The following is a 22,726-nucleotide window of genomic DNA, read 5'->3' as shown; positions in this document are numbered from 1 at the left end:
GATTCGTTCTACTGCATTCTACCACAGGCCGCTGTGGATTTTTAGGTGTTCAAATTGATTATACAATCCGCCTTTAAAAATGAAAGATGTTGTCGAGAAGTAAGAATACTAATGGCTGATGATTCTGAGAGGCGAATGCCTCTTTTTTTGCTGGCGATGGGAAGGAGTTTCTTTTCTAAAGGGCGAACTATGTAGACAGTTGCTTGAAACATGCTGGATCCATCGGGCAGCGGGAAAGGAGCGCGTATTTATGAAAAAGATCTGTCTGCTCGCCGCGCTGCTGCTTGCATTGTCCGCGCCCGCCGCGCAGGCGGCGCAGGGCGGCAGCGTGACGGGAACGACGCATACGAAAGGTACGGAGCGCGCGATGCAGATCCGCTCCGACGAGATGCTCTCGACGGGAACGGTGAGCTGGGACGTCGCGGCCCCGAAAAACACGAAGCCGCAGCAGAGGGCGGATATCTGGCTCATCCGCGAGGACTTCGCTTTCTCCAAGCTTTCTGATGAGGCGATCGACGCGCTCTATGAACGGCAGGAGATTCCCGCGGGCGCGCCCATCTACCGCACGCACGCCGACGCGAAGGGCGCGTATAGGTTCGAGGAGATACCGCCCGGCCGTTACTATCTCATGACGCTTGATCCTTTCGGCAAGCCGTTCGATGAGGGCGCGGCGGAACGCGCGGCGCGAGAGGAACTTTTCGCTCGTCTGCCGCGCCTCGATGAGTTCGAGTTCCGCCTCGTCGGCATCCGCAATTGTCTCGTGCAGAAAATCGAGGTTCGGGCGGGTCAGGAGACGCATGTGAAGCTAGCGGCAGTGCGGTTTTAGCAGGAATGAAAGAGTACAAGGATAGAGGAAGAAAAAGCATGATGAGGAAGAAGATATGTCTGGCGCTGAGCGTCCTGTTTGCCTGCTGGCTTGGATCCGCGGGGGCACAGTCGGTCGTCGTGGACGGCGTCGGCGCGGATGAGGCGGCGGCGCAGCGGGACGCTGTGCGCAATGCAGTCGAGCAGGCGGCAGGCACCTATCTGTCGTCGCGGACGCTCGTCGCGGATGGCCAGACGCAGCTCGATGAGATCTACGCGCAGTCGCAGGGCTATGTGACGCATACGGAGATTCTCTCCCGCGCGCAGGAGGCGGACGCTCGGGATGCCATCGTGGAAGGCGCGCTCTCGGAGCGTCTCATCGATATGTGATTCCATCATGTCATGGATGCGGGGCAGACGGCGAGCATCGCGGGCTCCGTGCGGCTCGCGGGTACTGTGCAGGGCGGTGCGCCGCAATGGGATGGCGATGCGCGGGATACCGCGCTCGACTATCTCGTGCTCGGGCGCTGCGATACGCATGACTACCCTGTGCAGATCTCGGATGGCAGAGGCTATAGGGAGATGTCCGCTGTCAGCTCCGCGCGCGCGGATCTCTCCATGCGCATCGTCGATTACGCGACGGGGCAGGTGCTCGGCACATTCCAGGCGACGGGGCAGGGCGTCGAGAATGACGGCGGCATTGCCGCGAATCTCGCGCGGCAGCAGGCAGCTGCCGCTGCCGCCGAGCAGCTCGAGCAGCGGTTCCGCCATGTGGCGGCGACGCCCAGTTTTTCCAGACTGGAAAGGGCAAACTGACCGCACGCGTTCTGCCGGTCGCGGATGTGGAGAGCAGCGCCATTGATCCGACAGAAAAGTGGCCGGAGGCGCGGAAGAAGCTCGCCCTGCCGCAGGAGCTTTCCATCTTTGCCTGGCAGGATGCGTGGACGCGTCATGCACCGAGCGAGCGGCATCCGGTCTTCGCGGCAAGCTCGGTCAAGACGGTGGCTGGGAAGTCGTATGACTGCGACCGCTATCTGGAGGACATCATGACGCAGGCGCAGACAGTCGCTGGCCAGCTGGCTTATGACGCCTTGTACGAGAATGGGAAACTCGTGGCCATCGAGGAATATTTGCTGCGGAACGGGCAGGAAACACATCTTGAGACGCTCGATATCCAGAGCCTGACGGGCGATCTCGGCACACATATGGACGAGCCGGCTGAAGAGGTGCCGGTCTACGCGGCGAATGACGGCGGCATCGAGGAACTCATGAAGCAGCCGCGGTATCTCGGCCCGATGGGAGGAACGAAGGATGAGAAAAAGTAAGATCGTCCGCGCGGCCCTGGTGGGGCTCGCCGCCCTGGGCATCGCCCTGCCATCAGCGGCGGCGTACCAGCTGGATCGCTACAGCAATATGCTGTCGGAGCGGAACTGCACGATCCGTTATGAGAACATCACGCCAGGGGAACTCGTGCACGCGCGCGGCCTTGTGAGCATGGAGTACGGGTACCAGAGCAAGCAGCCGCAGCGGTTCGTCAACCAGCCGTATCATGGCACGGTTGTGCTCAAGGGAACGGAGAGCTACATCGATGTGGACTATGGCGACTACGGCAGTTCGCACCTCCGCAAGGGAAAGGATGCCTATCGCTTTGCGCGCACGGTGAGCAAGAAGAAAAAGATTACCTATCTGGACAGCAATGGCGCAAAGGCGCGGGAACTTGCGGCCAAGCCCTACCGGGAGGAGAAAGACCTCCTCTACGGGGAGGATTTCGGGACGAAGAGCGTCTCGCATCTGCTCACGGCGATGCTGCCCGCAAAGGATAAGCCGGAGGGGATGCCGTCCTATGCGTTCGTCGACGACGGCACGCTCGACAGCGGCCTCTCCTTCGAGGATTACCGGGCGAGCAGCGCGCAGGGATTGGAGGCCATCCGCTATTACTTCAAGGATGGGCAGCTGACGAAAATCGCCTCTGTTTCCTATACGCGGAATGACAAGGGCGAGCTGGTGGGCTGGAAGTGCGTACTGAAGATCGATGAGTTCAGCGGACAGCCGGATGAGACGCTTCTCTCCCTGCCGCAGGGCATCAAGGCGAAGAAATGAGGTGGCGCAGATGAAGAGCAGGAGATGGATGATGCGCGGCATGGCAGCATGCCTCATGGGATGTTGCGCGATATGCCTGCCGCTCGCAGCGCAGGCGGCGCCGCAGGAAACTGCGACGGCAAAGGCACAGGCGAAGCCGACGCCGAAATGCGTGGTGATGCAGTTCACGGATGACACGCGGTTCAAGAAAATGGGCTCTGACCAGCGCATCACGGAGTATCTCATGAACGATATCCTGGCGAGCGGCAAGTTCCAGCTGAAAGTGGAGACGCCGATCACGAAGGATATGGAAGCCATGCTCTACGATGACAAGAGAGCCGAGGTTCAGGCGGCGAAGGACGCCATCGAGAGCGGCGACCTCAGCGCCGTGTTCGAGGGGCCGGCGTTTGCCGATGAGAGCGCGCAGACGCTCGCGACCGCGAGCAAGGGGCAATCTGTCGCTCCGGCTGTGACGGCGAGCATCGGCAAGGAGTCTGGGGCTGACTATCTCATCCAGGGAACGGTTGTCCAGCTCGGGCAGGGCAGCTGGGAGGACGAGGATTTCAATACGGTGAAGACCGTCGTTGGCGTTGGCTTGAGCTTTCTGCCGGGAGGCTCGCTGCTTACCAATCTGATGGATCACATGAACCGCCAGACGGCAGGGTTCAGCGTTCTCGCGGATCTGCGCGTCATCCAGGCGTCCACGGGGACGGTCATCTGGACAGATCGCGTGGAAAAGCGGGCGGGAAAGAGCGAGACGAATTTCCTCGTCGGCAGGAGCGGCAGCATGGATCTCTCCGAGACGGATTACGTCCATGCCCTGAAGAATGCCGCCCAGGCGCTGGTGGATGATCTCGTCAAGGCCGTGGATGACAAGACACTCGTCCTGGACTGAGGTGGTGCGGTGATGAAGAAGATATTCCTGTCTGCGCTGCTTACGGCTTGCTGCCTGCTCGGCATCGCCAGCCCAGGTGCTGCGATGCCGAGCCTGCCGATCGGCGCTTCGGTCGTCGTGGTGGAGCTCGGTTTTGCGGGCGAGAACGATGCAGACCAGATGATCGGCCTGACGCGTCGGAAGATGGCGAGCCGTGCCGTCGAGGATATCAACCTCCGGATCATGCAGCAGGCGGGGCAGCGGCTCGCGCTTAAAGATCTGCCGGATGACAGCTCCTTTTACGAGCACGCGGAGGATGAGAGAGCGCTCGCGGGCGGTGTGAAGGAAAGCGAGGCCATGCACATCGGGAAAGCAGTTGGTGCGGACTATGTCGTCTACGGCAGCCTCATTGGCGCTGGGATCAATGACTCCTCCGTGGAGTCACTGCTCTACAATGCGCAAACACGCACGGCTACGGTCACGCTCACGTTGCGCGTGATCGATTGCCGCAGCGGCGCCATCGTCGCCATGGCGACGGGCGAGGGCGCGAGCAAGCTGCCGGTTGCGTGCTCGAGCGATGTCCTGCAGGTCGCGAACATGGTCATGATGGCCCGCTCGGGCGGTACGGGCAGCGGGCTGGGCAGCCTGGGCGACAAGACCATTTCCTCTGCAGCGCAGGAGGCGGCGGTGGATCTCCTGAGCGATACCGTAGGCAAAGCGGCCAATGCCGCGGCAAAGAATCTGCTGACGCAGCTCGGTTATTGAGCTGCTGGATGGAGCTGCTGCAGCTGTCGGCAGCGATCCTGGTTGGGCTTGCAGTGGTCGAGCAAATTTCCTGCAGCGTACATTCTGCACGATATATTGGACTGTATTCTTGTATACATCCTTGGACGTGCTTGACAGTCGTCGCTTTGTGCAATATAATGACCACATCAGCAAGAGACAGGCAATGGAGCCTGCGCAGTCATGGTACCAGACTGCGCAGGCTTTTGTGTTTTTGCTGATAGACATCATCTGTCATAGCGGGACAACGGCGTCCCACCTTGGAAGGCGGCTTACCCTCACAGGCTGTTTTCCTTGGTGGACGCCATTTTTATTTGTCAGCGGCTCTGACCGCTGGCCCTTCTCAGTAGTCGTACACGGAAAGGGATTTGATTGCCCCGCTCCCCGAATTTATTTTTCAATATAATGTACGAAAGGACTGATTTTTATGATTGACACGGGCGATACTGCCTGGGTCCTCATCAGCGCGGCCCTGGTTTTCCTCATGACACCTGGTCTTGGTTTCTTTTACGGCGGCATGGTGCGGAGCAAGAACGTGCTCACGACCATCATGCAGAGTTTCTTCATTGTCGCGATGATTTCCGTCGAGTGGCTGATCCTCGGCTACACGATGACGTTCGGCGCGGACGTCGGCGGCTTCATCGGCAGCCTTGAGAAGTTCGGCCTCGCGAACGTCGGCATGAACGTTCTCGAGAACGGCACGATTCCCGAGCTCGCGTTCGTCGCGTTCCAGTGCATGTTCGCCGTCATCACGCCGGCGCTCATCACGGGCGCGTTCGCGGAGCGCATGAAGTTCCGCGCGTTCACGCTCTTCATCCTGCTCTGGGCCATCTTCATCTACAACCCGATGGCGCACTGGGTCTGGGGCGGCGGCTTCCTCGCGCAGCTCGGCGCGCTCGACTTTGCGGGCGGCCTCGTCATCCACATCCTCTCCGGTGTCTCCGGCCTCACGCTCTGCATCCTGCTCGGCAAGCGCCGCGGCTACGGCCGGACGGCAATGCTCCCGCACAATCTGCCGATGACGGTGCTCGGTGCGGCGCTCCTCTGGTTCGGCTGGTTCGGCTTCAATGCCGGTTCGGCGCTCGGCGCGAACGCACTCGCAGCGAACGCGTTCATCGCGTCGCAGGGCGCGGCGGCCGCCGCGACGGTCAGCTGGGTGCTCCTCGAGTGGGTGCGCAGCGGCAAGCCGACGGTGCTCGGCGCGGCGTCCGGCTGCATCGCCGGTCTCGTCGCCATCACGCCGGCCGCTGGCTTCGTCGCGCCGATGCCCGCCATCTTCATCGGTTTCGTTGGCGGCGCTGTCTGCTATGGCGCTGTCGCGGTGCTCAAGGAGAAGATGGGCTACGATGATTCGCTCGATGCGTTCGGCGTGCATGGCCTCGGCGGCACCTGGGGGTCCATCGCGACGGGCCTCTTTGCGACGACGTCCGTCAATCCGGCTGGCGCGGATGGGCTTTTCTACGGCGATGCGCACCTCCTGATGGCGCAGGTCATCTCGACGGTCGTCGCTTATGCGCTCGCCATCGTCGGCAGTTTCCTCCTTTACAAAATCGTCAACGCCATCACGCCGATGCGTGCGGATGAGGCGGAGGAGACGGCAGGCCTCGATATCGTCGAACATGGCGAGCATGGTTATACGGGCGAGACGTTCTCGGCAAGCCCGATGCTGAGTTCCTTCCTCGGCGAATCCGCCGATGCCGCATCGTTCTCCAGCACGATGCTGGAAAATCCGGGAAAGTGAGGCGTCTGAGATGAAAATTACGAAAGTCGAAATCATCACACGCACGAGCAAGCTCGAGGATCTCAAGGAGGCCCTTAACAAGATCGGCGTGCTCGGCATGACGGTCAGCCAGGTCTATGGCTGCGGCCTGCAGAAGGGCCACAAGGAGATCTACCGCGGGCAGGAGTACGAGGTTAACCTCGTGCCGAAGATCAAGGTGGAGACAGTCATCTGCGAGATTCCCGTCGAGCGCGTGCTCGAAGTCGCAGAAAAGGTTCTCAAGACCGGCAAGGTCGGCGATGGCAAGATCTTCGTCTATGAGCTCAGCGATGCGGTTCGCATCCGCACGGGCGATCGCGGTGAGGATGCCATCAAGGACGAGAAATAAAGAGGCCAGGCGATGCGCTGAGGAGATAGGTTTTCCTCGGCGCGCCGTCAGGTGGCATCGCACGTTCACGGAAGGCGCGGCTTTCCTGCAAGAGACGCAGGGTGGCTGCGTCTTTTTTATTGCCAAGGCAGGGGATGCATCAGCGGTTCCTTATGCGCCCGGCTTTGTGCGGTGGGGTGGGGAAGAGACTGGCGAGAAAAACTCTGGGCACAAAGTCTTGAGATTGTGCTTTTTTTTTGCTATCCTGTATAGGGAAAAGAATTTTAGGAACCGCTGATTAAATGAGGTGCCCTGAATTTGCGTGGAGACGTGTGAAGACGGAGTGCTGAATGAATCAGTAATTCTTTAAGGGGAAAAGCAGGGATTTTCTGCGCTTTTCGCGAATATATCTATAAACGCATCATATTGCAGGGAGCGGGGAAGGCTGCCGCCTGCGGGCGGGCGTTTCTTACTCTTCTTGGGGATAGCAGGAAAAAGCAGGTGAGCATTTATGGAAAAGGTCAGAATCATGATCGTCGACGACTCGCGCGTGAGCCGTACGATGTTGGCCAATGAACTCAATCGGACGAATTTCGAAGTCGTCGCGCAGGCAAAGAATGCAGCGGAGGCAGTGTCGCTCTACGAAAAGATGCATCCGGCCCTCGTGACGATGGATATGAATCTTCCTGATGCGGATGGCATCGAGTGCAGCCGCAGGATTTACGATGTCGATCCTGCCGCGAAGATCGTCATGATTTCCGCGATGAAGGATGCGAGCCTCATCACGCGCGGCAGAGAGGTCGGCATCAGCGCCTTCCTGCAGAAGCCGGTGAGCACGAATGAACTCATCGATACGCTCATGACGCTCTGCCAGACAGAGGTCGGCAAGGTAGCTGTGCTGCGCGAGTCGTATGCGAAGGCATTCGTGCGGGCGCTTTCGCAGGGCATCTTCAGCATTGCGGGCCTGCACAGCGAGGTGGGCCTCGAGCTCGATAACCGCCGCTTCATCGATGTGAGCGGCGTGGCGGTCATCATCGGCCTTACGGGATATCCGCAGGGACGGGCGATCTTCTACATGGACAAGGAGACGCAGCGCAAGTTCTCCGCCATCATGCTCGGCAAGGAGAGCGTGGAGGATGTGACAGAGGACGAGGCTGCCGAGGCGGTCGAAGAGGCTGCGAACATCATCGTCGGACGCGGCATCTCGAACATCAACAACATTTTCAAGGATAAGGAGATGCGCATTACGCCGCCGGGAACGATCAGTGGCAGGAATATCCGCATCGCGAGCCCCAAGCTCACGACGTTCCGCATCGAGGCTGTGACGCCGGCGGGGAATATCTACATGAACATCGGTTTTGCAGAGGGAGATTGAACAATATATGGATGCAAAATTAGTGAATCCTTTCGTGAGCGCTGTGGAGTCGGTGCTGCCGCAGATGGGATTCCCTGCGCCGAAACGCACGTCGTTGAGCCTCCGGCAAAAGAATGTGACGGGGCTTGGCGTTTCGGTCATCGTCGGTTTCACAAAGCAGCTGCGCGGCAATGTCGTCTATAATATGGATGAGGAGACCGCGAAGTATATCGCTTCGACGATGATGATGGGGATGCCTGTCGCGGAGTTCGACGCGATGGCGCAGAGCGCGATTTCTGAGATGAGCAATATGCTCACGGCGACGGCGGCAACGAATCTCGCCGGCATGGAGCTCGAGGTCGATATCTCGACGCCGAGCCTTTCCATCGGCGAGGGCTTCCAGCTCAAGATCAGCGACGGGCCGTATCTCACGGTGGCCATGGATGTGGCGAGCCATCTGCTCGAGCTAGACATCGCTGTGGAGCAGAAGTAGAAAGTCCAAGGGAGTAGAGAAATGTGTCGGAGAAGTGCGGCTGGTGGCCTCTCTGAGGTTGCGCAGAGATGAGGCGCAGGCAGCGGTACGTCTCCCCAGTGGGTGAATGATTGAAAGAAAGCAAGGCTTGGGGGTAAGCCTTGTACAAATGGAGGGGAGATCATTCATGCAGTTCAATAGTTTGAAGACGAAATTTCTTGCAGCGCTGCTGCCGCTGTTCATCGGCAGCTTCATCGTTTTCTTCGCGGTGAGCTACTACATGTCGAGTTCGGCGCTCAAGAGCGATGCGGATGACATGGCGAAACGGACGGGCCAGGTGGCGGCGCTGCAGATTGAGGAGAGGTTCCAGCGCAGCGTTATGACGGTCAAGGGGCTCGTGCACAATAAGGCCATCATCCACGGCGACCGAGTGCAGCGCGAGGCGGCACTCGCTGCCATGAAGGAGAAGGAGGGCGAGGACTTCGCCATGTTCGCCTTCTCCGATGTCGATGGTCATGCCTTCAGCGATAAGGGTGTCGATATGGATCGCACGTCGCGCGGCTATATCAAGCAAGTGCGCGAGACAAAGCAGCCCTGCATCACGGGACCTTCTGTCTCGGGCACGAGCGGCAAGCTCATCACGATCATCGCTTATCCGGTGCTCGATGAGCAAGAGCAGCTCGTCGGCATCGTCTACGGCACGATCGAGCTCGACTCGATCAACTCGCTCGTCGGCGATATCAAGTTCTTCGATACGGGCCGCGTCTATGTGGCTGACGAGGATGGCCTGACGGTCGCCTACGCGCAGCAGCCGGAGGACATCGGCAAGATGGATCTCACGCAGACGGAGACGAACGGCAAGACCATCGACCAGAAGCTCGTCGACGGTTTCAAGGAGGCGGCGGGCTCGAAGCAGCAGGTCGTCACGCAGTACAGAACTTCCAAGGGCGTGGATTCGCTCGCCGTCATGACGCCGGTCGACCTCGGCTATCGCCACTGGGTCGCCGTGGCTGTGGCGCCGCTCAGCGAGGTGGAGGCATCCGCGAGTACGCTCATGAAGACGATGCTGGGACTCGCGCTGCTCATGCTCATTATCGTCTCGGCTGTCATCGTCTATATCTCGGAGAGGCTCAGCAAGCCGGTGCGTACGCTGCGTGACGAGTGCGAGCTCATCAACAGCGGCGATCTCACGAAGCGGCCGCTCTGCCTCGATACGACCGATGAGCTCGGCGCGCTCGCGCATGGTTTCTCCGATATGCGCCATACGATGCGCGACCTCATCACGGGCATCACGAAGAACGCGGAGCGCGTCTCAGCCTCGTCGGAGGAGCTCACGGCGGCGGCCCAGCAGACGGCCGAGGCCTCGACGAGCGTCGCGACGAGCGTCGTCGATATCGCCGAGGGCATCGGCAAGCAGTCGGAGTCCATTACGGCGACGACGGCGACGGTCAAGGAGATCTCGGAGCAGACGGAAAACGTGGCGAACAACGCTTCGGCCATCGCTATTGTCACGGCGCAGACCGTAGAGGCCGTCAAGCATGGGCAGGCGGCCATCCAGGACATTGTCACGGCGATGGGCGATATCAATGACGGCACGGGGACGGTGCAAAACACCATCGCGAAACTCGCGAAGCAGTCGGATGAGATCAGCAAGATCGTCGATGTCATCACGGGCATCGCGGAGCAGACGAATTTGCTCGCGCTCAACGCGGCCATTGAGGCAGCGCGCGCGGGCGAGGCGGGGCGCGGCTTCGCCGTCGTCGCCGATGAGGTGCGCAAGCTCGCGGAGGAGTCTGGCGCGTCGGCGACGAAGATCGCCGAGCTCGTCGCGACGATCCAGACGGATATGAAGGAAGCCGTCGAGGCCAGCGCGCAGAGCAGCCAGAGCGTCGAGGGGTCGCGTCAGTCTGTGAAGGAAGCGGATGAGATCTTCACCTCCATCCAGCTGCAGATCGAGGCGCTTGCGGGCGGTATCCAGGATGTCTCCAACAGCATCCAGACCATCTCGGAGGGCACGAAGTCGATGTCGGGAGAGATGGATAGCATCGCGAGCATCAGCCACGAGAACGCTTCGCGCACGCAGAGCGTCTCAGCGACGACGGAGGAGCAGTCGGCATCGAGCGAGGAGATCGCCGCGTCGACGCGCAACCTCTCGCAACTCGCGGAGGATCTTCAGGGCGAGGTGCATAAGTTCAAGGTATGATGGGAAACCCGTCCAGAGAAAGAGGGGGCTGCCGCGTAAGCGGCAGTCTTTTTTGCTGCAACTAAAAAAATGTTGGCAAGCCAACTTCCTTACGTTATAATATCAGTTAGTGTATTTTTGCAGGAGGTGGTTTCATGGAGAAGTCTGGCCGCATCCGCGTCCGCATCTGCGGTGAGCAGACGGACGCGGCGGGCGCGGTGCAGCACACAGAGATGCGGGCGGTGGCGCGCCATGACGTGAAGAACGGAACGCATTATCTCCGCTATGAGGATACCACCTTGCTCGCGGGGCAGGCCGTGCCGTCGCTCCTCAAGATTGCGCCGGCGTCGCTCACGCTTGTGCGGCATGGGGCGGTCGAGCAGCGTCTCGAGTTCGTGCCGCGCGCCGAGCGGGTGGGCAGTTACAGCTCCCCCTACGGCAGGATTCCGCTCGCGGTGCGCACGCGGGAGTTTCTGTCGGCCTGCCGTGTTGACGGCACGGGGCGCGTCGAGCTGCGCTATGACCTGTTCCTGCAGGGAGAGTTCCAGGGCAGATGTCAGCTGACCATCGAGATGGCAGCGGAGTGAGAAAGCCGCAGGCTGGCGTTCCTGTAGATCGGCAAAATCTGGCGCATGATGCCCACGAGGTGGTCTTTGTGTGCTGCGTATATAGATGGAGGAGGATGTTCTTTGGATATCAAGGAGACGTTGACCAAGGCGATTCTGGATGCCGCGCGCGCTGCCATCGAGGCGGGCGAGCTTCCGGCAGGCGAATTGCCGGAGGTGGTGCTCGAGGTACCGCCGGAGAAGGCGTTCGGCGATTTCGCGACGAATTTTGCGATGCAGTCGGCACGCGTATTCCACAAGAGCCCGCGCCAGATTGCGGAGGTTATTTCCGCCCGCATCGCGGGGGATTGGCTCGATCACACGCAGATCGCGGGACCGGGCTTCCTGAATTTCTATCTGAAGTCGAATGTCCTCTATGATTCCTTCGCGCAGATCCTTGCGGCGGGGGAGGCGTTCGGCCAGCTGCCGAAGAAGGATGCCGGCCGCATCCAGGTCGAGTATGTGAGCGCGAACCCGACGGGCCCGCTGCACGTCGGCCATGGTCGCGGCGCGGCGGCCGGCTCGGCACTCGTGAACCTGCTGCGTGCGGCAGGCTACGACGTCGAGAGCGAGTACTACATCAACGATGCGGGCAACCAGATGAACATCCTCGCGGCGTCTGTCAACGCGCGCTATCTCGAGCTCCTCGGCAAGGAAGTCACGTTCCCCGAGAACGGCTACCACGGCGCGGACATCATCGATACGGCAAAGCGCATCATCCAGAAGGACGGCGACAAATACCTCGCGCTCAGCGAGGAGGAGCGTCTCGAGATCTTCAAGGATCTCGCCTACAAGGAGAAGCTCGCGCTGCTCAAGGAGGATCTTGAGGCGTTCCACGTCACGTTCGACAACTGGTTCAGTGAGCGTACGCTCCATCCGGACGCCATCCGCGCGGCGGTCGAGAAGCTCAAGGCGAACGGCAACATCTACGAGAAGGATGGCGCGCTCTGGCTGAAGTCGACGGCGTACGGCGACGACAAGGACCGCGTCGTCATCCGCGACAACGGCGTGCCGACGTACCTCGCGGCGGACATCGCCTATCACGACAATAAGTACGCGCGCGGCTTCGAGCGCCTCATCAACATCTGGGGTGCCGACCATCACGGCTACGTCTGCCGCGTGAAGGCGGCGATGTCGGCGCTCGGCCACGATGCGGAAAGGCTCACGGTCCTGCTGCTGCAGATGGTCGCGCTCTACCGCGACGGCGAGCTCGTGAAGATGAGCAAGCGCACGGGACAGAGCGTCACACTCAACGAGCTCATGGAGGAGGTCGGCACCGACGCGGCGCGCTATTTCTTCCTCATGCGCTCGCTCGACAGCCAGCTCGATTTCGATCTCGACCTCGCGAAGAAAAAGTCGAACGACAATCCCGTCTACTATATCCAGTACGCGCACGCGCGCATCATGAGCATCTTCCGCCAGGCGGAGGAGGCGGGGCTCAAGCTTTCGGCAAAGCCTGTGCTCTCGCTGCTCACCGACGCGTCTGAGGTCGAGCTCATCAAAAAGATCGAGGAGTACCCCGAGGAGATCGACCGCGCGGCAAGCGACTACGCGCCGCAGCGCATCGCGCGCTACGCCTATGACATCGCGGCGCTCTTCCACAGCTTCTACAACAAGTGCCGCATCATGGGCACGGAGCCGCAGCTCGCTGAGGCGCGCCTCGCGCTCGTGACCGTCACAGCGCACGTCATCCGCCATTCGCTCGGCATCCTCGGCGTTTCCGCCCCGGAGCACATGTAAAGAGGAGGAGTTCATTCATGCCAGATACGCAGGATTTCACGAAAATGACAGAAGTAGACATCGCCTACTATATCCTTTCCCATGCCGGTCAGACGATGTACTATAAAGATCTCGTGCTCGATGTCATCGAGAAGAAGCACAAGCCGGTGCAGTCGCTCTCGGCCGCCATCTCCGAGGTCTATACGCTCATCAACATGGACAGCCGCTTCCACTACGAGGGCGAAGGCCAGTGGGGTCTCACGGAGTGGAACCCGCCGGAGACGAAGCGCCATACACGTTCCTCTTCGAGCACATCCTCCGGTTCCTCGCGCGCGGCGAACAAGGCGAGCCGCCGCAAGGAGAAACTCTTCGAGAGCATCCAGGAGTGAGGGCGAGGCGCTGCGTTTCCTGATTGACGGCGTTTTGAAAACGCGGTAAAATAGGCAGAGTTTTTTAGAATCTTAGGAAGCAGTCCCAGCAGTCATTTCATCGGCGGTTCTTTCAGAACAGGAGGCAGAACAATGGCAAAGTATATTTTCGTTACCGGCGGTGTTGTATCTTCCCTCGGCAAAGGCATTACGGCGGCTTCGCTCGGCCGTCTCCTGAAAAGCCGGGGCATCAAGGTGACCATTCAGAAATTCGATCCGTACATCAACATCGATCCGGGGACGATGAGCCCGTACCAGCACGGCGAGGTCTTCGTGACGGACGACGGCGCTGAGACGGATCTCGACCTTGGCCATTACGAGCGGTTCATCGATATCAACCTCTCCAAGAACTCCAACATCACGACGGGCAAGGTCTACTGGTCTGTGCTGACGAAGGAGCGCCGCGGCGAGTACCTCGGCTCGACGGTGCAGGTCATCCCGCACATCACGAACGAGATCAAGCAGCGCGTCTACGATGTCGCGAAGGCGGACGGTGCCGATGTCGTCATCACAGAGATCGGCGGCACGGTCGGCGACATCGAGAGCCAGCCGTTCCTCGAGGCCATCCGTCAGGTGAAGAAGGAAGTCGGCAAGAACGACACGCTCTACATCCATGTGACGCTGCTGCCGTACATCTCGGCGGCCGGCGAGCTCAAGACGAAGCCGACGCAGCACAGCGTCAAGGAACTGCGCGCCATCGGCATCCAGCCGGACATCCTCGTCTGCCGTACGGAGAAGACCATCTCCAAGGAGATGAAGGACAAGATCGCGATGTTCTGCGATGTGCAGCCGGAGGCCGTCATCGAGAACCGCACGGCCTCGACGATCTACGAAGTGCCGCTCATGATGCAGAAAGAGGGCCTCGACCGGATTGCGCTCGAGAAGCTCAACATGGACTACAGTCCCGCGGACATGAGCGAGTGGGAGAAGATGGTCTACAAGATCAATCACCCGCAGAAAAAGGTCAAGATCGCCGTCGTCGGCAAGTACGTCGAGCTCCCCGATGCCTACATCTCGGTCACGGAGGCGCTGCACCACGGCGGCATCGCGAACGACGCGCAGGTGAAGATCCACTGGGTCAACGCGGAGGAGATCGAGGACGAGGAGACGGATCTCGACGAGGTCTTCGTCGGCTGCAAGGGCGTGCTCGTGCCGGGCGGCTTCGGCGACCGCGGCATCGAGGGCAAGATCAAGGCCATCCAGTACGCGCGCGAGCACAAGCTCCCGTTCCTCGGCCTCTGCCTCGGCATGCAGTGCGCCGTCATCGAGTTCGCCCGCCACGTCTGCGGCATGACGGACGCGCACAGTTCGGAGTTCAATCCCGAGACGCAGCATCCTGTCATCGACCTCATGGCATCGCAGCAGGGCATCGAGGACAAGGGCGGCACGATGCGCCTCGGCTCCTATCCCTGCAAGCTCGTCAACGGCACGCACGCACAGGAGGCCTATGGCGCGAACCTCGTCCACGAGCGTCATCGCCATCGCTATGAGTTCAACAACGAATATCGCGAAGCGCTCGAGGCGAAGGGCCTCGTCATTGCCGGCACGCTGCCCGACGACAGTCTCGTCGAGATGGTGGAGGTCAAGGACCATCCCTGGTTCGTAGGTACGCAGGCGCATCCTGAGCTCAAGTCGCGCCCGAACCATCCGCACCCGCTTTTCCGCGAGTTCGTGCGGGCGGCGCTGAATGTGAAATAAGGCGAGCTGCCCAGAAAAGAAAAAAGAATACTTTCCGCTCTTTTTACCAAGATAAGGCAGGAATTTCGCTTTTCATGACGAAAGTATGCCATAAAAGGAAGCGCTGATGAAATGAGGTGCTCCGAATTTGCATAGGTGTGCTGAGGATTTGTCAATGACGAGAGGACAGTGCAGATGCGCGAAGACGGAGGGCCGAATGAATCAGTGATTTCTAAGGGAAGCGCTGGTACAGTCAGTGGTTTCTCAGGAATGACATCATGGTGAAAGGAGCGGATTTTTGTGCTGGTGGATACACTTTGCAGCGTGGCTTTTTATTGCCAGCGCTGCGGGCAGATCGAGATCACGGATGTGCCTGTGTTCACAGGGCATGGGCAGCAAGTGCTCAGATGCTCGCATTGCGGTGCGGAGAAGGCGAAACTCCGCTTCGAGCCGCACAGCGGCCTCGTCATCGAGACGGCCTGCAGTGTCTGCGGCTCGAAGAACCGTCTCGTCTATCCGCTCCGCCAGCTCAGGGGACTGCGCTTCGAGAAGGTCTACTGCGGGGCAGATCATTTCGAGCTGGGCTACATCGGGCGATGGCAGGACCTCGCGGAATTCCTCGATTTCAACGCGGCGGAATACGATGCGCTGCATCCGCAGGATGCCTACAATTTCATGGAAAGGCAGCAGATCCTGCTCGAGGCGTTCAACCGGCTGCACGATCTCGCGGCAGAGGGAGACTTGCTCTGCCCCTGCGGCGGTCATGAATTCACGGCGGATATTGCGGAGGACGCCATTCATCTCGAGTGCACGCGCTGTGGCAGCTACGCAGTGATCCCGGCGCGCACGCCGGAGGACCTGCGGCAGCTCCAGCCGGGCTGCGAGGTGACGTTCCTGCGTCCGGACCTCATACGCAACCGCTGAGAAACGATGGACTTGGCGGGCACACGCTTGCGTGCCCGCCGTCTTTTTGCGCCGGGCGCGCGAACCGGAGGGCTGCTGGTACGCGAGAGTGCAGCGCCGGAGATATCCGCGATTTTTGCCGGAAATGTATGTTTCCGGCCTATTGTCATGTGTTTAGGAGCTTGTTGATTTGATGGATACCTTATTCCGCGCGCTCGGGGAAGATGCCTCGGTGCGCAAGATACAGGAACTTTTCGCGGGGGAGGGCGGCACCTCTCTCGTCTACGGTCTCTCTGGCTCGCAGAAGCACGCGGTCTATGCCGCAGCATATGCCGCGGCACCGCGGCCGACGGTCATCATCGTGCACAGTCAGGAGAGTCTTGAGGACTGGCGCGAGGATCTCGCGGGGCTGCTGCCGCAGGTGACGGTGCTCGAGCTGCCGGAAGTCGATGCGGCCCGCGAGGAGTTCCGCGCCGCGGCGAGCGGGCGCGAGCGCTCGGCGCGCCGCATGGATGTGCTCGGCCGCCTCGTGCGCGGCGAACAGCTCATCGTGCTCGCGCTCGCGGGCGCCGCCGTCGCAAAGGGCATGTCGCGCAGCGACTTCTCCCGCCTTTCGCTGCGCCTGGGCACGGGGGAGACGTTCGGCCTCGCGCATCTCATCGAGCGGCTCGCCGGTCTCGGCTACGAGCGCGTCGATGAGGTCGAGGCCATGGGCCAGTTCAGCGCGCGCGGCGGCATCGTGGACGTATTCCCCGTGAACCGCACGACGCCGGTGCGCGTGGAGTTCTTCGACGAGGAGATCGACTCGCTGCGCGAGTATGACCTCGGGACGAAGCGCTCGGTGAAGAGCATCGGCGCGCTCTCCATCCTGCCGCTCGCGCAGGCGGAGGCGACGGGGAAGCCGGAGCCGTTCCTCTCGTATCTGAGCGCGGAGGGCACGGTCATCTTCGATGAGCCGACGCGCATCCGCGAGGCTATCCGCACGCTCGTCAAGGAAAATCCAGACGGCAAGGGACAGCTGTTCCGCTGGGAGGATCTGCTCGCGGCCGCCGAGGCGCATACGGTGGTGTTCTCCGCACTCATGCTGCAGCAGGTGCACGGCTGCACGCCTGACGTGACGATGAGCGTCACGGTCACGAACATGACGCCGTTCCAGCGGCAGATGGATCTGCTCGCGAGCGAGCTTTCGCGCTGGCTCGCCGCGGGAGAGCGCGTGCTCGCGCTCGTCAGCACGCGCGAGAAGGCAGACGGACTGCGCGAGATGCTCGCCAAGCGGCGCATCCCATCAGCGGTGATCGAGGCGGGGGCAGAGCTTGACAGCAGGCTCGTGAGCGTGCAGGTCGGCAGGCTGCTCGCAGGCTTCGAGTTCGCGCAGGATCATCTCGTCGTGCTCACGGAAAAGGATATCTTCGGCCGCGTGAAGCGCCGTCTCGCGGCCAAGGCGCCGGATGGGGAGAAGATCTCCCATTTCCGCGACATCAAGCCAGGCGACTACGTCGTGCATGTCAACCACGGCATCGGCAAGTACCTCGGCGTCGTGACGCTCGATGTGGGCGGCGTGCACCGCGACTATCTGCACATCAAGTACGGCGGCGAGGACAAGCTCTACGTGCCGACAGACCAGGTGCATCTCCTGCAGAAATACATCGGCGCGGAGGGCGAGGTGCCGCGCCTCTCGCGCATGGGGGGCACGGAGTGGGTCAAGGCCAAGGCGCGCGCGAAGAAGTCCGTCGAGGATATCGCGGAGAAGCTCATCGAGATTTACGCGAAGCGCAAGCAGGCGACGGGCTATGCCTTTTCACCGGACGACGCGAGCCAGCGCGAGTTCGAGGATGCGTTCCCCTATGAGGAGACGGCAGATCAGCTGCGCGCCATCCGCGAGATCAAGGCGGACATGGAGCAACCGAAGCCGATGGACCGGCTGCTCTGCGGCGACGTGGGCTTCGGCAAGACGGAAGTCGCGATCCGCGCTGCGTACAAGGCGGCGCTGGACGGCAAGCAGGTCGCGGTGCTCGTGCCGACGACGGTGCTCGCGCAGCAGCATTACCAGACGTTTTCGCAGCGTTTCCTGGGCTTCCTGCCGACGGTCGACGTCATCAGCCGCTTCCGCTCCGCGCGGGAGCAGAAAGAGACGCTTGCACGCGTGGCGAGCGGCGAGGTCGATATCCTCATCGGCACGCACGCGATCCTCAACCAGCGCAAGGTGCGTTTCAAGGATCTCGGCCTGCTCATCGTCGATGAGGAGCAGCGGTTCGGCGTGAAGCAGAAGGACAAGATCCGGAGTCTCGCGGCGGGCATCGACGTGCTCACGCTCTCGGCGACGCCGATCCCGCGCACGCTCCACATGTCGCTCGTCGGTGCGCGCGATATGAGCATCATCGAGACGCCGCCGGCGGAGCGCTTCCCCGTGCAGACGTATGTCGTCGAGGCGCGCGACGACGTGATGGCGGGCGCCATCAAGCGCGAGCTGCGGCGCGGCGGCCAGGTATTCTTCGTCTACAACCGCGTCATGAGCATCGACGCGATGCGCGCGCGGCTCGCGGAGCTCGTGCCGGAGGCGCGTATCCTCGTCGCGCACGGGCAGATGCCAGAGGAGATGCTCGAACGCGTGATGATGGATTTCTACGAGGGCAAGGGGGACATCCTGCTCGCGACGAGCATCGTCGAGAACGGACTCGATGTGGCGAACGCGAATACCATCATCGTCTACAACGCCGATCATTTCGGACTTTCGCAGCTCTACCAGATGCGCGGGCGCGTTGGGCGTTCGCCGCGCATGGCGTTCGCGTATTTCGTCTATCAGGCGGACAAGGTGCTCACGGAGACGGCGGAGAAACGCCTCGCAGCGATGAAGGAATTCGCCGAGCTCGGCGCTGGCTTCAAGATCGCGATGCGCGACCTCGAGATCCGCGGCGCCGGTAACCTGCTCGGCTCGCAGCAGCACGGCCATATCGCGAGCGTCGGCTTCGAGATGTACTGCAAGCTGCTCGAGGAGGCCATCGCCGCCCTGCAGCAGAAGAAGCCCGCGAAGGTGCGCCCGGAACCCGTCATCGAGATTCAGACGGAGGCCTATATCGACGGCGGCTATATCAGCGATGCGCAGCACAAGCTCGAGATCTACCAGCGCATCGCGGCCATTCGCAAGAACGAGGAGATTCCCGCGTTCATCGACGAGCTCATCGACAGGTTCGGCGAGCCGACGCCGGGCGTCATGAATCTCCTTGCGGTCACGCGTATTCGCAACTACGCGCGCGAACTCGGCATCGCGTCGATCTCGGAGAAGCCGGCGTTCGTCGAGCTGCGCCTCACGAAGGAGCCGACGCTTTCGATGGAGCGGCTCATGCAGCTCAAGGAACGGTTCGGCCCGAACCTGACCATCCTGCCGCAGCAGGGCATGCTGCGTCTGCGCCTGCTGCCGTCGTACAAGAAGGACATCACGAATTTCCTCACGCGCGTGCTCATGGCACTCGCGGGGGATATAGAGGCGCTCACGCGCCGCACGAAGAAAGGAGCCTGAGATGGGAGAGATCAAAGTCATCGGTCTGGGGCCGGGACGCGCGGGGCTCATCACGCGCGAGGCGTGGGAGCTCATGACGCACGCGGAGACGCTCGTGCTGCGCACGGCCATCCATCCGACGGTCGCGGCGCTGCGGGAGGCAGGGCTTTCCTTCACGACGTACGACGGCTTCTATGAGCAGGCGCCGGACTTCGAGGCGCTCTACCGCGCCATCGCGGCGGATCTCGTGCGGCGTGCGGCGGCAGGCGCGTCCATCGTCTACGCTGTACCCGGCAGTCCGCTCGTCGCGGAGCGCACGGTCGTACTGCTCCGCGAGCGCGCGGCGGCGCAGGGCGTGCCGCTCACCATCCTGCCGGGCATGAGCTTCGTCGAGGTGCTCTACACGCGCCTTGGCATCGATCCCGTGGCGGGGCTTGCCATCCTCGATGCCGAGGATGTCGCGCGCCTTGCGGTGCGGCCGTTCATGAGCCTCGTCATCACGCAGGTCTACGATGCCTTCACGGCGTCGGACTGCAAGCTGGCGCTCATGGAGCTCTACGGAGATGAGACCGAGGTGACGTTCATCCACAACCTCGCGCTGCCCGATGAGATCGTGCGCAAGATTCCGCTCTACGAACTCGACCGGCAGCCGGAGATCGACCACCTCACGACGATTTTTGTGCCGGCAGCGCTGGAGAAGCAGGAGGTTTCGTAGGAAATTCCGGCTTTTTTCGTGAAAAGCCTTGATTTTTCTAGGGTTTCTTGCTATATTTTTGTGAGTAGACAGAAGGAAGCGCTGACCGTATCAGTGCTCCCGCAAGCGGCGCAGGAGCGCTCGCAATCCGATACATACTAAGGAGGCTACGATTGTGAATAAAACTGAACTGGTAGCTAAGGTTGCTGAGAATGCAGGCCTGACGAAGAAAGACGCTGAGAAAGCTGTGACGGCATTCTTCTCTTCCATCGAGGAGGCTCTCGTCGCCGGCGAGAAGATCCAGCTCATCGGCTTCGGTACGTTCGAGGTCAAGGAGCGCGCTGCACGTACGGGCCGCAACCCGCAGACGGGCAAGGCCATCGAGATTCCGGCTTCTAAGAATCCGGTGTTCAAGGCTGGCAAGACGCTGAAGGATGCCGTGAACGCATAAGCTGCTGTACCGTTGGTACGCTATGGGTGCAGGGCAGGAGAGGTGTTCCTGATGATTTGTACGCTTCATCGCTAGGTGGACGTGCAAAGAGCAGGGACGCCTTTTTTCTTTGCAGAGATACAGGCTGTGAAGCCGCGCGGGGAGGCAGGCCCCGCGCAGCAGGAAGGGAGAAGACTTTGGAAGGACAGCAGGAAAGAAGGGCCGTACTCATCACTGGCGGCACATCTGGCATCGGACTCGCGGCGGCGCAGCGCTTCGCGGCGGCGGGGGATTGCGTGCTGATTGCGGGCAGGGACGCTGCGCGCGGCGAGGCGGCGCTGCGCACGCTGCCCGCAGAGGTGCGGCCGCGCGTGCGTTTCTGTGCGGCCGATGTCGCGCGCGTTGCCGATACGGAGCGGCTCGCCGCGGCGTGCGTCCGTGCATTCGGAGGGATCGATGTGCTCGTCAATTCCGCGGGCATCTACGTGGAGGGTGCCATCGACGAGATGACAGAGGAGATGTTTGACGAGGTGCTGGACGTCGACCTCAAGGGGACGTATTTCATGTGCCGCGCGGCCTTGCCTGCGCTGCGGCAGCACGCGGGGAGCGCCGCCATCGTCAATGTCGGTTCGGACGCGGGCGTGCACGGCAATTACTTCTGCACGGCGTACTGCGCGGCCAAGGGCGGCGTGTCGCTTCTCACGCGCGCGCTCGCGCTCGAGCTCGCGCACGAGGGCATCCGTGTCAACGCAATCGCGCCCGGAGACATCATGACGCCGCTCACAGAGCGGCAGCTTGCGGCGGCCGCGGACCGGGAGGCGGCGCTTCGTGAGATGCGCTCCGTCTATCCGCTCGGGCGCATCGGCACGGCGGAGGAGGCGGCGAGTGCCATCTGTTACCTCGCGTCGCCTGACGCGGCGTTCATCACGGGGACGATTCTTTCCATCGACGGGGGGCTGACCGCATGAAGCGCTATCTCATCATGACGGCGTCCATCGGCTCAGGGCATATCAAGGCGGCGGAGGCCATCGCGCGCGAGCTGCGCGCGGCCGACGCCGAGGCCATCATCGAGGTCGTTGACTTTATGTCGCGCGGCGTCTCGACGCTCCACTGGCTGCTCAAGAAAATCTACCTGCTCATGCTCGCCTTCGTGCCGGATCTCTATGACCGCTGTTACAAGTTCTCCGGCGGCGGTGCCATCGGCACGCTCACGCAGGATGCGTTCGCGCTCGTCATGTACCATCGCATGGCGCGCCTCATCGACGCGTTCTCACCCGATGTCGTCATCTGCACGCATCCTTTTCCGGAGGGGGCGTGCTCGCTCATCAAGCGGCTTTCGAGGCGTCGCTTCCGCCTCGTCGCGGTGCTCACGGACTATTCGCTACATCAGATCTGGATCTATCCGCGCGTGGATGATTACTTCGTTGCCATTCCCGCGATGCAGCAGGGGCTCATCGCGCGCGGTTTCCCAGCGGATGCCGTCCATGTGACGGGCATCCCCGTCGACCGCGCGCTCCTGCGCCTGCCGGAGAAGCGCAGAGCGCGCGAGCTGCTCGGCCTCGCGGCGGACGCGCCGACGGTGCTGCTCATGGGCGGCGGGCTCGGGCTCGGCGGCATCGAGGCAATGCTCGATGAGCTCGAGGGCATTGAGGGCAGGCTGACGCTTCTCGTCATCGCCGGCCGCAACGAGGATCTCGAGCTTGCCATCCGGGCGCGCGTCGCGACCTCGCGCCATGCGCTCTACGTCTGGGGCTTCACGCAGCGCGCGACACTCCTCATGCGCGCTGCGGACCTGCTCGTGACGAAGCCGGGCGCACTCACGGTGAGTGAGGCGTTCGCGCTCGGCCTGCCGACGGTGCTGCACGATCCGATTCCGGGACCTGAAGAGGAGAATGCCGTCTATGCGACGCAGCATGGCGCCTCTCTCTGGGTGCATCCCGGCGAATCCCTCGCGGAAGCGGTGCGCCGCCTGCTCGAGAATCCCGCGAAACAAGCGGCGCTTTCCCGTGGTGCCCGCTCTTGCGCGCGTCCCGATGCTGCGCGTGAGATTGTCCGCATGCTGACAGATTCTGAGGACGATAGTAATAAATTTTAACGTTTCCGTGGGAGGTTTTTTCCATTTTGTGTGGAATTTTTCTC

Annotated in this window: 22 protein-coding genes; all 22 read left to right on the top strand. The window is 61.5% G+C overall.

Annotated features, from left to right (window positions below; genetic code table 11):
- The first annotated feature begins 250 nt into the window (after window positions 1-250).
- On the top strand, window positions 251-826 hold the full coding sequence (locus F599_RS0102290; RefSeq protein WP_019541913.1) for a hypothetical protein: 576 nt from the start codon (window positions 251-253) through the stop codon (window positions 824-826).
- Between the two features lie 38 nt (window positions 827-864).
- Complete coding sequence (locus tag F599_RS0102285) at window positions 865-1,194, top strand: hypothetical protein (RefSeq protein WP_019541912.1); 330 nt, start codon at window positions 865-867, stop codon at window positions 1,192-1,194.
- A 12-nt stretch (window positions 1,195-1,206) separates the two neighbouring features.
- Window positions 1,207-1,620, top strand: a complete 414-nt coding sequence (locus F599_RS0102280; protein ID WP_019541911.1) for a hypothetical protein — start codon at window positions 1,207-1,209, stop codon at window positions 1,618-1,620.
- A gap of 26 nt (window positions 1,621-1,646) precedes the next feature.
- Window positions 1,647-2,129: a hypothetical protein gene (locus F599_RS0102275; RefSeq protein ID WP_019541910.1), complete on the top strand. Its 483-nt coding sequence runs from the start codon at window positions 1,647-1,649 to the stop codon at window positions 2,127-2,129.
- Complete coding sequence (locus F599_RS0102270) at window positions 2,116-2,904, top strand: hypothetical protein (protein ID WP_019541909.1); 789 nt, start codon at window positions 2,116-2,118, stop codon at window positions 2,902-2,904. Before F599_RS0102275 ends, F599_RS0102270 begins: the two co-directional genes overlap by 14 nt.
- A 10-nt stretch (window positions 2,905-2,914) precedes the next feature.
- Window positions 2,915-3,778 (top strand): hypothetical protein, encoded by an 864-nt coding sequence (locus F599_RS0102265; protein WP_156021912.1) that lies wholly within the window; start codon window positions 2,915-2,917, stop codon window positions 3,776-3,778.
- Between the two features lie 12 nt (window positions 3,779-3,790).
- Entirely contained in the window at window positions 3,791-4,522 is a 732-nt protein-coding gene (locus F599_RS0102260) for a CsgG/HfaB family protein (RefSeq protein ID WP_019541907.1), read from the top strand.
- 445 nt (window positions 4,523-4,967) lie between these two features.
- Complete coding sequence (locus tag F599_RS0102255; protein ID WP_019541906.1) at window positions 4,968-6,281, top strand: ammonium transporter; 1,314 nt, start codon at window positions 4,968-4,970, stop codon at window positions 6,279-6,281.
- A gap of 10 nt (window positions 6,282-6,291) precedes the next feature.
- Window positions 6,292-6,648, top strand: coding sequence for a P-II family nitrogen regulator (locus F599_RS0102250; protein ID WP_019541905.1), 357 nt, complete (start codon window positions 6,292-6,294; stop codon window positions 6,646-6,648).
- A gap of 490 nt (window positions 6,649-7,138) precedes the next feature.
- Entirely contained in the window at window positions 7,139-8,002 is an 864-nt protein-coding gene (locus tag F599_RS0102245) for a response regulator (RefSeq protein WP_019541904.1), read from the top strand.
- A 7-nt stretch (window positions 8,003-8,009) separates the two neighbouring features.
- Window positions 8,010-8,474 (top strand): chemotaxis protein CheX, encoded by a 465-nt coding sequence (locus tag F599_RS0102240; RefSeq protein ID WP_019541903.1) that lies wholly within the window; start codon window positions 8,010-8,012, stop codon window positions 8,472-8,474.
- A gap of 166 nt (window positions 8,475-8,640) precedes the next feature.
- Window positions 8,641-10,656 (top strand): methyl-accepting chemotaxis protein, encoded by a 2,016-nt coding sequence (locus F599_RS0102235; RefSeq protein WP_019541902.1) that lies wholly within the window; start codon window positions 8,641-8,643, stop codon window positions 10,654-10,656.
- A 134-nt stretch (window positions 10,657-10,790) separates the two neighbouring features.
- Entirely contained in the window at window positions 10,791-11,222 is a 432-nt protein-coding gene (locus tag F599_RS0102230) for a YwiB family protein (protein ID WP_019541901.1), read from the top strand.
- Between the two features lie 102 nt (window positions 11,223-11,324).
- Window positions 11,325-12,980, top strand: a complete 1,656-nt coding sequence (argS, locus tag F599_RS0102225; protein WP_019541900.1) for an arginine--tRNA ligase — start codon at window positions 11,325-11,327, stop codon at window positions 12,978-12,980.
- A 17-nt stretch (window positions 12,981-12,997) separates the two neighbouring features.
- Window positions 12,998-13,348, top strand: a complete 351-nt coding sequence (gene rpoE, locus F599_RS0102220) for a DNA-directed RNA polymerase subunit delta (protein ID WP_019541899.1) — start codon at window positions 12,998-13,000, stop codon at window positions 13,346-13,348.
- A gap of 132 nt (window positions 13,349-13,480) precedes the next feature.
- The gene (locus F599_RS0102215) at window positions 13,481-15,085 is read left to right on the top strand and encodes a CTP synthase (protein ID WP_019541898.1); all 1,605 of its coding nucleotides are present in this window, start codon (window positions 13,481-13,483) and stop codon (window positions 15,083-15,085) included.
- Window positions 15,086-15,364: 279 nt separating this feature from the next.
- Window positions 15,365-15,988: a hypothetical protein gene (locus F599_RS0102210; RefSeq protein ID WP_019541897.1), complete on the top strand. Its 624-nt coding sequence runs from the start codon at window positions 15,365-15,367 to the stop codon at window positions 15,986-15,988.
- Window positions 15,989-16,160: 172 nt separating this feature from the next.
- Entirely contained in the window at window positions 16,161-19,484 is a 3,324-nt protein-coding gene (gene mfd / locus F599_RS0102205) for a transcription-repair coupling factor (RefSeq protein WP_019541896.1), read from the top strand.
- Between the two features lies 1 nt (window position 19,485).
- Window positions 19,486-20,178 (top strand): SAM-dependent methyltransferase, encoded by a 693-nt coding sequence (locus F599_RS0102200; protein WP_019541895.1) that lies wholly within the window; start codon window positions 19,486-19,488, stop codon window positions 20,176-20,178.
- Window positions 20,179-20,332: 154 nt separating this feature from the next.
- Complete coding sequence (locus tag F599_RS0102195; protein ID WP_019541894.1) at window positions 20,333-20,608, top strand: HU family DNA-binding protein; 276 nt, start codon at window positions 20,333-20,335, stop codon at window positions 20,606-20,608.
- 176 nt (window positions 20,609-20,784) lie between these two features.
- Complete coding sequence (locus tag F599_RS0102190; protein ID WP_019541893.1) at window positions 20,785-21,555, top strand: SDR family NAD(P)-dependent oxidoreductase; 771 nt, start codon at window positions 20,785-20,787, stop codon at window positions 21,553-21,555.
- On the top strand, window positions 21,552-22,682 hold the full coding sequence (locus F599_RS0102185) for an MGDG synthase family glycosyltransferase (RefSeq protein WP_019541892.1): 1,131 nt from the start codon (window positions 21,552-21,554) through the stop codon (window positions 22,680-22,682). Before F599_RS0102190 ends, F599_RS0102185 begins: the two co-directional genes overlap by 4 nt.
- Window positions 22,683-22,726: the final 44 nt, after the last annotated feature.

It is taken from the genome of Selenomonas bovis DSM 23594, from assembly GCF_000381005.1.
In the GTDB taxonomy this organism is placed as follows: domain Bacteria; phylum Bacillota; class Negativicutes; order Selenomonadales; family Selenomonadaceae; genus Selenomonas_C; species Selenomonas_C bovis.
Note: the sequence above shows the minus strand (reverse complement) of the source record. Positions and strands in the feature narration are given on the sequence as shown.

Coding starts and splice junctions, on each gene's coding strand:
- F599_RS0102185 (WP_019541892.1), top strand. CDS start 21,552: ATGAAGCGCTATCTCATCATGACGGCGTCCATCGGCTCAGGGCATATC.
- F599_RS0102255 (WP_019541906.1), top strand. CDS start 4,968: ATGATTGACACGGGCGATACTGCCTGGGTCCTCATCAGCGCGGCCCTG.
- mfd (WP_019541896.1), top strand. CDS start 16,161: ATGGATACCTTATTCCGCGCGCTCGGGGAAGATGCCTCGGTGCGCAAG.
- F599_RS0102280 (WP_019541911.1), top strand. CDS start 1,207: ATGGATGCGGGGCAGACGGCGAGCATCGCGGGCTCCGTGCGGCTCGCG.
- F599_RS0102200 (WP_019541895.1), top strand. CDS start 19,486: ATGGGAGAGATCAAAGTCATCGGTCTGGGGCCGGGACGCGCGGGGCTC.
- F599_RS0102265 (WP_156021912.1), top strand. CDS start 2,915: ATGAAGAGCAGGAGATGGATGATGCGCGGCATGGCAGCATGCCTCATG.
- rpoE (WP_019541899.1), top strand. CDS start 12,998: ATGCCAGATACGCAGGATTTCACGAAAATGACAGAAGTAGACATCGCC.
- F599_RS0102285 (WP_019541912.1), top strand. CDS start 865: ATGATGAGGAAGAAGATATGTCTGGCGCTGAGCGTCCTGTTTGCCTGC.
- F599_RS0102235 (WP_019541902.1), top strand. CDS start 8,641: ATGCAGTTCAATAGTTTGAAGACGAAATTTCTTGCAGCGCTGCTGCCG.
- F599_RS0102260 (WP_019541907.1), top strand. CDS start 3,791: ATGAAGAAGATATTCCTGTCTGCGCTGCTTACGGCTTGCTGCCTGCTC.
- F599_RS0102250 (WP_019541905.1), top strand. CDS start 6,292: ATGAAAATTACGAAAGTCGAAATCATCACACGCACGAGCAAGCTCGAG.
- F599_RS0102290 (WP_019541913.1), top strand. CDS start 251: ATGAAAAAGATCTGTCTGCTCGCCGCGCTGCTGCTTGCATTGTCCGCG.
- F599_RS0102215 (WP_019541898.1), top strand. CDS start 13,481: ATGGCAAAGTATATTTTCGTTACCGGCGGTGTTGTATCTTCCCTCGGC.
- F599_RS0102230 (WP_019541901.1), top strand. CDS start 10,791: ATGGAGAAGTCTGGCCGCATCCGCGTCCGCATCTGCGGTGAGCAGACG.
- F599_RS0102245 (WP_019541904.1), top strand. CDS start 7,139: ATGGAAAAGGTCAGAATCATGATCGTCGACGACTCGCGCGTGAGCCGT.
- F599_RS0102240 (WP_019541903.1), top strand. CDS start 8,010: ATGGATGCAAAATTAGTGAATCCTTTCGTGAGCGCTGTGGAGTCGGTG.
- F599_RS0102270 (WP_019541909.1), top strand. CDS start 2,116: ATGAGAAAAAGTAAGATCGTCCGCGCGGCCCTGGTGGGGCTCGCCGCC.